This is a genomic window from Achromobacter deleyi (assembly GCF_902859705.1).
Lineage (GTDB): Bacteria > Pseudomonadota > Gammaproteobacteria > Burkholderiales > Burkholderiaceae_B > Achromobacter > Achromobacter deleyi.
Genome location: NZ_CADIJO010000021.1, coordinates 67,721 through 80,605 on the forward strand (window position 1 = coordinate 67,721; position 12,885 = coordinate 80,605).

Annotated in this window: 14 protein-coding genes; 11 read left to right on the forward strand and 3 right to left on the reverse strand. The window is 65.0% G+C overall.

Annotation, left to right across the window (positions count from 1 at the left end; translation table 11 throughout):
- Positions 1-2 precede the first annotated feature (2 nt).
- On the forward strand, positions 3-2,744 hold the full coding sequence (locus HV798_RS24405; protein WP_246289102.1) for a cation:proton antiporter: 2,742 nt from the start codon (positions 3-5) through the stop codon (positions 2,742-2,744).
- 24 nt (positions 2,745-2,768) lie between these two features.
- On the opposite strand, the gene HV798_RS24410 is transcribed toward HV798_RS24405, so the two are convergent.
- Positions 2,769-3,575: an NUDIX hydrolase gene (locus HV798_RS24410; protein ID WP_175193297.1), complete on the reverse strand. Its 807-nt coding sequence runs from the start codon at positions 3,573-3,575 to the stop codon at positions 2,769-2,771.
- 291 nt (positions 3,576-3,866) lie between these two features.
- Here HV798_RS24410 and coxB point away from each other — a divergent pair, with 291 nt between their 5' ends.
- From coxB to HV798_RS24430, 5 genes are all read left to right on the forward strand, one after another.
- Positions 3,867-5,024, forward strand: coding sequence for a cytochrome c oxidase subunit II (gene coxB, locus HV798_RS24415; protein WP_025139909.1), 1,158 nt, complete (start codon positions 3,867-3,869; stop codon positions 5,022-5,024).
- Between the two features lie 101 nt (positions 5,025-5,125).
- Positions 5,126-6,733: a cytochrome c oxidase subunit I gene (ctaD, locus tag HV798_RS24420; protein WP_175193296.1), complete on the forward strand. Its 1,608-nt coding sequence runs from the start codon at positions 5,126-5,128 to the stop codon at positions 6,731-6,733.
- A gap of 35 nt (positions 6,734-6,768) precedes the next feature.
- A complete protein-coding gene (locus HV798_RS31620; RefSeq protein ID WP_025139907.1) occupies positions 6,769-6,897 on the forward strand; it encodes a cytochrome oxidase small assembly protein in 129 nt (42 codons plus the stop codon).
- Positions 6,898-6,899: 2 nt separating this feature from the next.
- Positions 6,900-7,124 (forward strand): DUF2970 domain-containing protein, encoded by a 225-nt coding sequence (locus HV798_RS24425; protein ID WP_006392371.1) that lies wholly within the window; start codon positions 6,900-6,902, stop codon positions 7,122-7,124.
- Positions 7,125-7,162: 38 nt separating this feature from the next.
- On the forward strand, positions 7,163-8,038 hold the full coding sequence (locus tag HV798_RS24430) for a cytochrome c oxidase subunit 3 (RefSeq protein WP_025139906.1): 876 nt from the start codon (positions 7,163-7,165) through the stop codon (positions 8,036-8,038).
- Between the two features lie 176 nt (positions 8,039-8,214).
- Here HV798_RS24430 and HV798_RS24435 read toward each other — a convergent pair whose 3' ends face one another.
- The gene (locus tag HV798_RS24435) at positions 8,215-8,415 is read right to left on the reverse strand and encodes a twin transmembrane helix small protein (RefSeq protein ID WP_025139905.1); all 201 of its coding nucleotides are present in this window, start codon (positions 8,413-8,415) and stop codon (positions 8,215-8,217) included.
- Positions 8,416-8,451: 36 nt separating this feature from the next.
- Here HV798_RS24435 and HV798_RS24440 point away from each other — a divergent pair, with 36 nt between their 5' ends.
- The 5 genes from HV798_RS24440 (at position 8,452) to HV798_RS24460 (ending at position 12,499) form a co-directional block, all read left to right on the forward strand.
- On the forward strand, positions 8,452-9,249 hold the full coding sequence (locus HV798_RS24440) for an SURF1 family protein (protein WP_175193295.1): 798 nt from the start codon (positions 8,452-8,454) through the stop codon (positions 9,247-9,249).
- A gap of 88 nt (positions 9,250-9,337) precedes the next feature.
- Positions 9,338-9,913, forward strand: a complete 576-nt coding sequence (locus HV798_RS24445; protein ID WP_175193343.1) for an SCO family protein — start codon at positions 9,338-9,340, stop codon at positions 9,911-9,913.
- A gap of 21 nt (positions 9,914-9,934) precedes the next feature.
- Positions 9,935-10,969, forward strand: coding sequence for a COX15/CtaA family protein (locus tag HV798_RS24450; RefSeq protein ID WP_025139902.1), 1,035 nt, complete (start codon positions 9,935-9,937; stop codon positions 10,967-10,969).
- Positions 10,970-10,982: 13 nt separating this feature from the next.
- A complete protein-coding gene (gene cyoE / locus HV798_RS24455) occupies positions 10,983-11,876 on the forward strand; it encodes a heme o synthase (RefSeq protein WP_175193342.1) in 894 nt (297 codons plus the stop codon).
- Positions 11,877-11,893: 17 nt separating this feature from the next.
- A complete protein-coding gene (locus HV798_RS24460) occupies positions 11,894-12,499 on the forward strand; it encodes an SCO family protein (RefSeq protein ID WP_175193294.1) in 606 nt (201 codons plus the stop codon).
- A gap of 62 nt (positions 12,500-12,561) precedes the next feature.
- Here HV798_RS24460 and HV798_RS24465 read toward each other — a convergent pair whose 3' ends face one another.
- On the reverse strand, positions 12,562-12,786 hold the full coding sequence (locus tag HV798_RS24465) for a DUF3717 domain-containing protein (protein ID WP_025139899.1): 225 nt from the start codon (positions 12,784-12,786) through the stop codon (positions 12,562-12,564).
- Positions 12,787-12,885: the final 99 nt, after the last annotated feature.

A 12,885-nucleotide genomic window follows, 5' to 3' on the forward strand; every position in this document is an offset into this window, starting at 1 on the left:
CCATGGATGTAGGTTTTCTCGTATTCGGCCTGGCCGGCCTGTTGACACTGGTGTGCTTCATGCCGCCCCTGGCCGGTCGCCTCAAGCTGCCCTACTCGGTGCTGCTGGCTATCGTCGGCTGCTTGCTGGGCATCATCGTGCACGTGCACGGCTGGGCGCCCAGCTGGATCGGTGACTTCCTGGATTCGCTGGAACGGTTCGAGATCTCGTCCGAGACCTTCCTGATGGTCTTCCTGCCGGTGCTGCTGTTCGAGACCGCGCTGTCCATGAACGTGCGCCGGCTGATGGACGACATCGGGCCCATCCTGATGATGGCCATCGTGGCCGTGGTGGTGTGTACGGTGGTGGTGGGCGTGACGCTGGACGCCATTTCGCCCTACGGCCTGGTGGTGTGCCTGCTGCTGGGCGCCATCGTGGCGACCACCGACCCGGTGGCCGTGGTGGGCATCTTCCGCGAAGTCGGGGCGCCCAAGCGCCTGACCACGCTGGTCGAAGGCGAAAGCCTGTTCAACGACGCGGCGTCCATCGCCTTGTATTCCGTGCTGCTGGCCGTTCTGGGCGGGCACGGCGAACTGACCGTCAGCGGCATCTTCAACGACTTCATCGTGCACTTCATCGGCGGCGGCATTGCGGGTTTCGCCATGGGGCGCCTGGCCTGTTTCCTGTTTGCCTGGCTGCGCGGCTTTCCCACCGCCGAAATCACGCTGACGCTGACGCTGGCCTACCTGTCGTTCTTCATTTCCGAGCATTACCTGAACGTGTCGGGCGTGGTCGCCACCGTGATTGCGGGCCTGGTGGTCGGGTCTACCGGGCGCACCCGCATGTCGCCCACCACCTTCGAATACCTGTCCAGCGCCTGGGAACAATTCGGATTCTGGGCCAATTCCCTCATCTTCCTGTTCGCCGCCATGCTGATTCCCAAGCTGATGGCCGCGGCCGATTGGCAGGAACTGGTCCTGGTCGGGGTCGTGTTCGTGGTGACCCTGGTGGCGCGTGCGATCGTGGTGTTCGGCCTGTTGCCCCTGCTGGGCCTGACCAAACTGGGCACCAAGGTCAGCAATCCCTATAAGGCGGTGATGCTGTGGGGCGGCCTGCGCGGCGCCGTGTCGCTGGCGTTGGCGCTGGCCGTGACCGAGCAGACCGGCGTGCCCGAAGAGGCGCGCCAGTTCATCGCGGTGGCCACCACCGGGTTCGTGCTGCTGACCTTGTTCGTCAATGGCATCAGCCTGCGGCCGCTGATCCGCATGCTGGGGCTGAACCAGCTGTCGCCGGTCGAGCGCACCATCCGCAACCAGGCGCTGGCCGTGGCGCTGGAAGACCTGCAGGGCAAGACCGACGAGGTCGCCAAGACCGAGCACATCGGCACCGAGGTGCGCGACCGCATCCGCGCCGTGTTCGACGCCAGCCTGACCAGCGTGCACGACGGCCAGGTCAGCCAGATGAGCGACGAGCAACGCGTGTCGGTCGGCCTGGCCATCGTGGCGCAGCGCGAAGAGGAAATGTTCTTCGACATTCTCAAGGCGCAGATCGTCGACTGGCGCATGGCCGAGGCGCTATTGGCGCGGGCCGAACGGCTGGAAGACGCCATCCGCATGGGCGGGGTGCCGGGCTTCGAGCGCGCCATCGTGGCCGACGTGCGCTATTCCACTGGGTTCCGGCTGGCCCTGCGGCTGCATTACCTGTTCGGCTTCCAGGGCTGGCTGGCGCGCGAGCTGGGCCAGCGGTTCGCCAACCTGATGAGCAAGCGGTCGGTGGCGCAGCGCCTTATCGTGTTTGCGCGCGAACAGATCACGCCCCTGCTGGGCGAAACGGCCACGCAACGCATCGTGTCGCTGCACCAGCGGCGGCTGGACCTGATCGACAACGCCATGCAGGCATTGAACCTGCAATACCCGTCGTATGCCCAGTGGCTGCAGGAAAGCTACCTGGGGCGCGTGGCCCGCGAACTTGAACGCATCCGCTACCGCGACATGCTCGAGCAGTTCCTGATCAGCGGCGAGGTCTATGCCGACCTGATGGCGCAATTGAAGAGCCGTTGGGCGCACATCGACACGCACCCGCCGCTGGACATCGAAATGAGCGCGGCCGACCTGATCAACCGCGTACCGCTGTTCGAAGGCCTGTCGGCCGATTCGTTGCGGGCCATCAGCAAGCTGCTCAAGCCGCGCCTGGCGCTGCCCGACCAGCGGGTGCTGACCAAGGGCCGGCATGGCGAGGAAATGTGTTTCGTGGCCTCGGGCGCCGTGGCGGTGCATCTGCCTGACAACACCATGATCGAACTGGGCAGCGGCGAATTCTTCGGCGAACTGGGCTTGTTGGGCGAGCAGCAGATCGCGCCGGAAGTGACCTCGCTGGGCTACAGCAAGCTGCTGATGCTGGCGTCTCGCGATTTCCATGCGCTGCTGGCGCGCGATGAACATCTGCGTGAGCGCATCCAGGTGGTGGCCAAGCAGCGGCTGCGCGCCATCGAGGTCTGGAAGCAGTTTTCGCAGGCGAACGCCGCGCCGGCCCCGGTGCCGGCACCGGTTTCCGCGCCTACGCCTTCGCAGGCGGCAGAGGCTGCCGAGGCCGCGGGCGCTGGCGGCGTCGATGCGCAGGCTTCGCGCGCCTTGCGTGAAGCGGGCGAGCATGAGGCGCCTTCGCACGGAGCGCCTTCGCACGAGGCCCCTTCGCATGAAGCCCCTTCGCACGAGGCCTCCCGGCGCGACGACCTCTTGGGTGAACCCGGCGTGCAGCCGCGCTAGCGCGGCCGCGAGCCGGCCGGTGCGTCAGATCTCGCCGGCCGCCTGGCGCTGCATGATGTCTTCAAGAATCACCAGCGCCGCTTCCAGCGTGAATTCACCGTCGGCCACGCGGCGTACCGCCGTGGCCACGTCGACGGCGGCGATTTCCATGACTTCGCCGTCCCGGTTGGCCGGCCGGGCATCGGCCGCCAGCACGCAGGTGCTGGTCAGCACGTCTTCGACCTGATAGCCCTCGGGCAGGCGGCGGTGGATGCGCAAGATGGTGCGCAGCGGCGTGCGCTGAACCAGGTCGGGTGCATCCAGGCCGGCTTCTTCGCCGCATTCGCGCACCAGCGCGGTTTCCAGGTCTTCGCCACTGCCCGCCAGTCCGCCCACCAGGGTGTCCCACATGCCGGGGTCGGTGGACTTGCTGAGCGAGCGGCGCGCGATCCAGACGCGGCCATCGGGCGTCCAGGCATTCAGGTGCACGGCCTTGGTCAACAGGCCCAGCGGGCGTACCGCCGCGCGTTCGATCGCGCCGATGGCGGTGTCGCCGTCCAGCACGTCCAGCAATTCATCGCGCCAGCCGCGCAGGCAGTTGGCTTGGCGCAACAGTTGCGCGGCCTGTTCGAGCACGGCGTTCAGTGCCGCGCCGGGGGCGAGCGCCGCACCGATGCGCAGCGCGTCGTCATCGGCGGTGATGTGGTCGGCGCCATGCAGCGCGTCGCATGCGGCGTGGGTGGCCCAGCCGCAGCGGCGCCCCGCTATATATAGAGCATGTGCGCCCACAGGGGCGGGCTCTTGGGCGCGCGCGCTCAGGTCGGCATACAAATCGGACAACTGCTTGGGCATCGTGGGGCCGTTGTGATGAGACTGTGCGGGATTTTATGCCACCCTGTTTGCCTGGCGCGTCAATAGGGGTCGGCCAGATGGGGGCGGGTAGCATGAATTCAAGAGCACAAACTTACATCTATTTGTGCGTCCGCTATAATCCGCCAGTTTCTTTGTGATTTCGAGTGGGAATGCGGGGGCCGCTCTATCTCCCTGCCTAGCCCTGCCATCTAATAATTGCGCGTAGTCCTGTTGCAGTGACATCCGTGCCACTAGGCGACAAGGGCCCTCGCGCCGTGTTTCGAGGTAAGCATGAAGAAGTGGAGAGGGATACTGGGGGCTTGTGCGATGCTGATTGGCAGCGTGGCCGGCGCTCAGGTGCAAGACATGCCCGGCGGCCCGAAGGTCAATCAGCTGAACCTGCACGAAGGCGTCACGCAGATCACGCGTGATGTCATGTGGCTGCACTGGATGCTGCTCACGATCTGTATCGTGATTTTCGTCGGCGTCTTCGGAGTGATGTTCTACTCCATCTGGGCGCATCGAAAGTCCCGCGGCCACAAGCCGGCGACCTTCCACGAACATCTAGGCGTGGAAGTGGCCTGGACGGTCATCCCCTTCATCATCGTCATCGCCATGGCGCTGCCGGCCACCAAGACGGTCGTCGCCATGAAAGACACTTCCAGCGCCGATCTCACCGTCAAGGTCACCGGCTACCAATGGAAGTGGGGCTACGAATATCTCGATGGCTCCGCCGCCGGCATCAAGTTCCTCGCTACGCTGTCGACGCCGCGCGCCCAGATCGAGAACCGCGAGCCCAAGGGCGAGTTCTACCTCATGGAAACGGACAACCACATGGTGGTGCCCGTCGACAAGAAGGTCCGCGTCGTTCTTACCGCGGCCGACGTCATCCACTCCTGGATGATCCCCGATTTCGGCGTCAAGCAGGATGCCATTCCCGGCTTCCTGCGCGATGCCTGGTTCCGTGCTGAAAAGCCCGGGATCTACCGTGGCCAATGCGCAGAACTCTGCGGCAAGGACCACGCCTTCATGCCCATCGTCGTGGAAGTCCTGGCGCAGGCCGACTACGATAAATGGGTCGAAGACGAAAAGAAGAAGATGGCGGCAAACGCCGACGATCCCAATAAAGAGTGGACGGAAGCCGAACTGGTTGCCCGTGGCGAGAAGGTCTTCGCCGCCAATTGCGTGGCCTGTCACCAGGCCAACGGCAAGGGCATTCCGGGCAGCTTCCCCGCGCTCGACGGAGACAAGGTTGTTCTCGGCCCGAAGGCTGGCCAGATCAACACCGTGCTGAAGGGCAAGCCCGGCACCGCCATGGCGGCGTTCGGGCCCGTGCTCAATGATGTCGAAATCGCCGCGGTCATCAGCTATACGCGCCATGCCTGGAGCAATGCCGGCAAGGGGCAGGACCCGACAGTGATGCCGAAGGATGTCGCGGCCGCGCGTTGAGCGCGCCGCGTTTTCCCATCGTCAGAGCTGGTTCCGTTTAGTTAGAGATACCCTGCCGGTTCCGTGGAACGGGGCCGGCACTCAGCAGGAAGGAGTCCATCATGAGCAGCGTCACTGTAGACCACGTGTCGCCGGGCCACGGCCACGGTCACGATGACCACCACCACGCCATGCCGACCGGCTGGCGCCGCTGGCTTTTCGCCACCAACCACAAAGACATCGGGACGATGTATCTCATCTTCTCGTTCGTCATGCTGCTCGAGGGCGGGACGCTGGCTTTGCTGCTGCGCACCGAACTCTTCGAGCCGGGCCTGCAGTTCTTCCGCCCCGAATTGTTCAACCAGTTCACCACGATGCACGGCCTGATCATGGTGTTCGGCGCCATCATGCCGGCCTTCGTGGGCTTTGCGAACTGGATGATCCCGATGCAGATCGGCGCATCCGACATGGCGTTCGCGCGCATGAACAACTTCAGCTTCTGGCTGCTGCCGGTGGCTGCGATCATGCTGACCGCCTCGTTCTTCGTGCCGGGCGGCGCCACCGCCGCCGGCTGGACGCTGTATGCGCCGCTGTCGCTGCAGATGGGCCCGGGCATGGACCTGGCCATCTTCGCCATGCACATCATGGGCGCCTCGTCCATCATGGGCGCCATCAATATCATCGTGACCGTGCTGAACATGCGCGCGCCCGGCCTGACGCTGATGAAGATGCCGCTGTTCTGCTGGACCTGGCTGATCACCGCGTTCCTGCTGCTGGCCGTGATGCCGGTGCTGGCCGCGGCCATCACCATGGTGCTGACCGACCGCCACTTCGGCACGGGCTTCTTCAACGCCGCGGCCGGCGGCGACCCGGTGCTGTACCAGCACGTGTTCTGGTTCTTCGGGCACCCCGAGGTCTACATCATGATCTTGCCGGCGTTTGGCATCGTGTCGGCCATCGTGCCCGCCTTCGCCCGCAAGAAGCTGTTCGGCTACGCTTCGATGGTGTACGCCACCGCGTCGATCGCCGTGCTGTCGTTCATCGTGTGGGCGCACCACATGTTCACGACGGGCATGCCGGTGACCGGGCAGCTGTACTTCATGTACGCCACCATGCTCATCTCCATCCCGACCGGGGTGAAGGTGTTCAACTGGGTCGCCACCATGTGGCGCGGGTCCATGACGTTCGAGACGCCGATGCTGTTCTCGATCGGCTTCATCTTCGTGTTCACCATGGGCGGCTTTACCGGCCTGATCCTGTCGGTGGCCCCCATCGACATCCAGGTGCACGACACCTACTACGTGGTGGCGCACTTCCACTACGTGCTGGTGGCCGGTTCGCTGTTCGCGCTGTTTGCCGGCACCTATTACTGGCTGCCCAAGTGGACCGGCCGCATGTACAGCGAAAAGCTGGGCAAGCTGCACTTCTGGTCGACGCTGATCTCGTTCAACGTCACCTTCTTCCCGATGCACTTCCTGGGCCTGGCGGGCATGCCGCGCCGCTATGCCGACTACGCCGCGCAGTTCACGACGTTCCACCAGATCGCCACCATCGGCGCCTTCTGGTTCGGCCTGTCGCAGCTGATTTTCCTGTGGGCGGTGCTGCGCTGCTACATGGGCAAGGGCGAAGTCGCCTCGGCCAAGCCGTGGGAAGGCGCCGAAGGGCTGGAATGGACCGTGCCGTCGCCGGCCCCGTTCCATACCTTCGAGACGCCGCCCGAAGTCAAGTAAGTCCGACCCCCTACAACGCAACAGGCAGCATAGCAATGACACCCGAGCAGCGCCGTCGCAACAAGATCGCAGGACTGATTCTGCTGGTATTCGTCATTGCCGTGTTTGCCTGGACCGTATTTCGCGGGTCGGCGCTGTTGACGGGCAAGGCCGTCGGCGGCTAGCCATGAGCGACGACCTGCGCGAATCCGCCCAGCGCAAGCTGAGCTTTCTTCAGACGATGAAGGCGGTGGCGTGGGGGTTTTTCGGTGTCCGCAAGGGCGCAGGCTACCGCGAGGACAGCGCCCGGCTCAATCCGGTCCATGTGATCGTGGCGGGGTTGTTGGCGGCGGCCATCTTCGTGACCGTGCTGGTGTTAATTGTGCGTTGGGCCGTATCCAGCCTGACTTGAATCACTTAATTCTATAAATCAGTACCAGGGAGAAAGCCATGAGTGCAAGCCACTCGGTTCAAGGAAAAGAGGCACCGTACTACTTCGTGCCCGCCGACTCGGGGCACCCCGTGCGCACGGCCGTGGCGCTGCTGCTCATGGGCCTGGGCGCCGCGGGCTGGATCAACGGCGTCAGCTGGGCCAAATGGTCGGTCCTGGTGGGTTTCGTCGCACTGATCGTCATCTTGTACTACTGGTTCGGCGACGCCATCCAGGAATCCGAAGCCGGCATGAACAGCAAGCGCATCGACGGTTCGTACCGTTGGGGCATGAGCTGGTTCATCTTCTCGGAAGTGATGTTCTTCGCGGCGTTCTTCGGCGCCCTCTGGTACGTGCGCACCATCACCACGCCGTGGCTGGGCGACATGGACCACCGCCTGATGCTGTGGCCCGACTTCCAGGCCGTGTGGCCCAACTTCGGCCCTGCCGGCGTGGTCGAGCACTTCCAGACGGTCGGCCCCTTCTGGCTGCCCACGATCAACACCGCGCTGCTGCTCAGCTCGGGCGTGACCCTCACCATCGCTCACCACGCGCTGCGTGAGAACCACCGCGGCAAGACCATGTTCTGGCTGGCCGCCACCGTGATCCTGGGCTTCATCTTCGTGGCCTGTCAGGCCGCCGAGTACCATCACGCCTACACCGAACTGAACCTCAAGTTCAATTCGGGCGCCTACGGTTCGCTGTTCTACATGCTGACCGGCTTTCACGGGTTCCACGTGATCCTGGGCGCCACGATGCTTACGGTCATCCTGATTCGCCTGATGCGCGGCCACTTCACGGCCGACCATCACTTCGGCTTCGAAGGCGCCGCCTGGTACTGGCACTTCGTGGACGTGGTGTGGCTGGGCCTGTATCTGTTCGTCTACTGGTTCTAAGGGACGGGTCCGGCAGTGCCGGGCCTGGGCCGATCGGCTGAACGGGGCGAGGCTTGCGGGCTGCCGGAAAAAACGGCGCCGCGGGTCTCGCCCTTCGCACAAGGGCGGTCCGTGTTCCAATACGGCTGGCCGGGCGGTGCAACCACCTGGCACCCGGGAACCGGCTGGGAGTTGGCCTATCTAAAACCGGTGCTTTCGATCCAGCCCATGTGGTGGGCGAACAGCACGAACAGGAACAGGGCCACCGACAGGCCGATGCGCACCGTCAGCGCATTGACCGTGCGGCTGGTAGTGCCTTTGTCCCGCATCAGGTAGACCAGGGCGGATGCCAGACTGGCCAGGATACCGATGAAGGCCAGAACGACGAAAACGCGCATGATGGTCTCCGGACAAATCAGAGTTATTGAAGACAAATGGCCCGACCGCATTCGACTCGCTACACCGTAGCCGCTTTACTTCTGCTTGGGATCGCCGTGGTGATCCTGACGTCGTTGGGCCAGTGGCAATTGCGGCGCGCCGATGAGCGACGCGCCATTCTGGCGGCTATCGAAGCCGGCCGCAAGCAAGCGCCGCTGGCGCTGTCGCCGACGACCGCACTGGGCGACCTGAAGCCCTGGCGCGTGGCGCAGGCCACCGGGACGTGGTTGCCGCAATTCAGTGTACTGCTGGACAACCGCAACTACGAGGGCCGTCCGGGCTATTGGCTGGCCACGCCGTTGCTGCTCGATGGCCCCAGCCGCAGCGCCGTGCTGGTGCTGCGCGGCTGGCTGCCGCGGGTGATCCAGGGCCAGGGCGAGCCGACGCTGCCGGCCACGCCGCAGGGCGACCAGACCATCAAGGGCGAACTGTCCGAGCGCGTGCCGCGCATGTTCGAAATCTGGTCATTGGGCAACAACGATACGTCCGCCCTGCCGGCTACCTTGCCAGTGGCCGGTGGCACCGTGCCGCAGGTGCAGAACCTGCCGCTGGACGCCTATGCCAAGGCCACCGGCCTGACACTCTTGCCCACCGTGGTGAGCCAGTTCGGCACCGGTGAAAACGATACCCTGGTGCACGACTGGCCCGAGCCGTCGGTGGACTTCCAGAAGAATACGTTCTACGCAGTGCAGTGGTTTTCGTTTGCCTTGTTCGCCGCCATCGCCTGGCTGGTGGTGCTGGGGGGCGCCATCAAGCGCATGCGCCAACGCGCGGCCAAGGATACGGCGGCCTGACCGCCCGGTTTTCACCACAACAGGACTCATAAAAAACGTGGCTCGCGACCTGACTTCTTCCAAACCCGCCAAGCGTTCGCTGGTGCCGATGGTGCTGGTGTTCCTGTGCTCGCTGGCGCCCATCGTGGCGGCGTTCGTTGTCTACATGAACCCGCAGTGGTGGCCCGAAGACGCCAGCAACTACGGCGAATTGGTGACGCCGCAGCGCCCCATGCCGGCGCCCGAGGCGCTCAAGCTGACCACGCTGGACGGCAAGCCCTTCGACCTGCAAAGCCTGAAAGGCAAGTGGCTGCTGGTGGCGGCCGACGGCGCGACCTGCCCGGAAAGCTGCGCCCGCAAGCTCTACATCACCCGCAACACGCACGCCAGCCAAGGCAAGAACGTCGACCGGCTGGCTCGGGTATGGTTCATCACCGACGACGCGCCGGTGCCGGACAAGGTGCTGGAAGCCTACAAGGGCACGATCATGCTGCGCGCCGATCCGGACCAGCTGGCGCGCTACCTGCTGGCGCGCGACGCCGCGGCCGGACAGCCCGGCCTGCAGGCGCCGATCTGGGTGGTCGATCCCCTGGGCAATCTGATGATGCAATATCCCGCCGACGCCGACGGGGTGAAGGTGCGCAAGGACATCAGCAAGCTGGTCTATAACTCGCGCATCGGTTGATTTAGTCTTTAGTTGAATTCCATGGAACGCATCAAAGCGCGGTATCGCAAGCTCGTTTTCTTCACCTGGTTCCTGACGCTGGACCTGATCATGTTCGGCGCCTTCGTGCGCCTGACGGATTCGGGGCTGGGCTGCCCGGACTGGCCCGGCTGCTATGGCAAGGTGACCCCGCTGGGCGCCATGGGCGACATCCACCAGGCGTCGCAGGCGATGCCGTTCGGCCCGGTCACGCTGTCCAAGGCCTGGATCGAGATGATCCACCGCTATGTCGGCACCATCCTGGGCATGCTGATCATCGCCATCGTCTACATGGCCTGGCGTTACCGCCGCGAACTGGGCCGCTCGCCGGCCCTGGCGGTGACCACGCTGGTGGCCGTCTGCGTGCAGGGCGCGTTCGGCGCCTGGACCGTGACGCACAAGCTCATGCCCGCCGTCGTGACGGCGCACCTGGTGTTCGGCCTGTCGGTGCTGGCGCTGATGACCTGGCTGTCGGCGCGCGAGCGCCCACACCTGGCCGTGGCGGCCGCGGCCGCGCGCTTCAAGCCCTGGGTGGTGGGGGGCTTTTTACTGCTGCTGATCCAGGTGACCCTGGGCGGCTGGGTCAGCACCAACTATGCCGCGCTGGCCTGCATGGATTTCCCCATGTGCCACGGCAAATGGGTGCCGGATATGGATTTCCATGGCGGTTATTCGATCATCCGCGGCCTGGGCGAACTGCCGTCCGGTGAAATGATTTCGCAGCCGGCGCTGACGGCCATCCATTGGGTGCACCGCAATTTCGCCTTCGTCGTGTTCGTCTACCTGGGTATCCTGGCCTGGCGCCTGCGGGCCGAGCCCGGGCTGCGCGGGCCGGCCACCTTGATGCTGGCGCTGCTGGGCGCCCAGCTGCTGACCGGCCTGACCACCATCTTCTTCCAGTGGCCGCTTCTGATCGCCGTGCTGCATAACGGCGGGGCGGCGGGTTTGACCCTGGCCGCGGTGGTGCTGATGGTGCGATTGGCCACGGCCGGGCAGCCGCCAGCCGGGGGCTACGGCCCCAATTCGGTGCGCGTTTAAAATAGGGTCCATGATGACCAGTCTTGCCGCTCCCCAAACCGGATTGTTCCGCCAATACTTCGTACTCACCAAGCCGCGCGTCACGCAGTTGGCGGTGTTTTGCGCGGTGATTGGCATGTTTCTCGCCGTCCCGGGCGTGCCGGACATGCGCCGGGTGCTGTTCGGCACCATCGGCATCTGGCTGCTGGCCGCGGCCGCGTTCGCCATCAATTGCCTGATCGAGCAGGAAGTCGACGCCCGCATGCTGCGCACGGCGCGGCGCGCCACGGCGCGCGGCACCATTTCGGCTTTCCAGGTGCTGAGCCTGTCGGGCCTGTTGGGCGGCGCGGGCATGTTCGTGCTGTACACCCTGGTCAACCCGCTGACCATGTGGCTGACGTTCGCCACGTTCGTCGGCTATGCGGTGATCTACACCATCATCCTCAAGCCGCGCACCCCGCAGAACATCGTCATCGGCGGCCTGTCGGGCGCCATGCCGCCGGCCCTGGGCTGGGCGGCGGTGGCCGATTCGGTGCCGGCCGAAGCCTGGGTGCTGGTGCTGATCATCTTCATCTGGACGCCACCGCACTTCTGGGCGCTGGCGCTGTACCGCAACCACGATTACGCCAAGGCCGGCCTGCCGATGCTGCCCGTCACGCACGGCCAGCAGTTCACCCGCCTGCATATCCTGCTCTACAGCATCGCGCTGCTTGCCACCACGCTCTTGCCCTACGCGATCCGCATGAGCGGCGTGCTGTACCTGGTGTCGGCGCTGGTGCTGGGCGGCATGTTCGTGTCGTACGCCTGGCGGCTGTATCGTGCCTACAGCGACGAGCTGGCGCGCAGCATGTTCCGTTTTTCCATTCTCTACCTGGCGCTGCTGTTCGGCGCCCTGCTGGTGGACCACTGGGTCGCCCTGCTGCGCTGACCCCCTGGAGGTTGTCGATGTCCGTATTTTCCGCCAGCCGGCGCCTGGCCTTGCGCCTGGCCACGGCCGCCGCTTTCACCGCCGCCCTGGCCGCCTGCGGCGACAATGCGCCCACGTTCAAGGGCAGCGACATCAGCGGCACGCAGCTGGGCCGCGGGCTTGAACTGTCGGACTACAACGGCAAGACGCGCCAGTTGCAGGACTTTGCCGGCAAGGTGGTGGTGGTGTTCTTCGGCTTCACGCAGTGCCCGGACGTCTGCCCGACGTCGCTGGCCGAGCTGACCGAAGTGATGAAGAAACTGGGGCCTGACGCCGACCGCGTCCAGGTGCTGCTGATCACCGTGGACCCCGAGCGCGACACCCCCGAGGTGCTCAAGCAATACGTAACGGCATTCGACCCGCGATTTCTGGGTTTGACCGGCACGCCCGACCAGGTGAAGAAGGCGGCGGCGGCATTCAAGGCGTATTACGCCAAGGCACCCACCAAGGACGGCAACTACACGATGGACCACACTGCGGCGTTCTACCTGCTGGACGGCAAGGGCGAATCGCGGGTGCTGGCCAACAACAACATCGGGGTCGACGCCCTGGTGCACGATATCCAGGCCCTGCTCAAGGGCTGACCAGCACAGGTTGGCAAGGGGCGGGCAAACCGCCCGCCTGGGACCTTGCGGGGCCCCGCAGGCTAGTCGCTGCCGCCTGCGGCCACCCAGCCGGCCAGCGCGGCGCGCGCCTTGTCGCTGAGTTCGGCGGCAGGGATGTCGCGGCGGTGCGAAATGATCATCAGCGCATAGGGGGCGGCCAGCGCGGCGGCCTCGGGGCAGAGGCGCGATTCGTCGCCGACCGACGGCGAGACGTTGCGCCAATAGTTGATGGCCGCTTCGATCTGGGGCAAGGTAATGGAATCCATGCGCCTATTGTCCACGAATGGACGGGGCTGTCCAAGGCCGGAAATGCGGCAAAGAAGCGTCACCATCGCAACATGCCGATACCGCGTCCGGGTGCTATA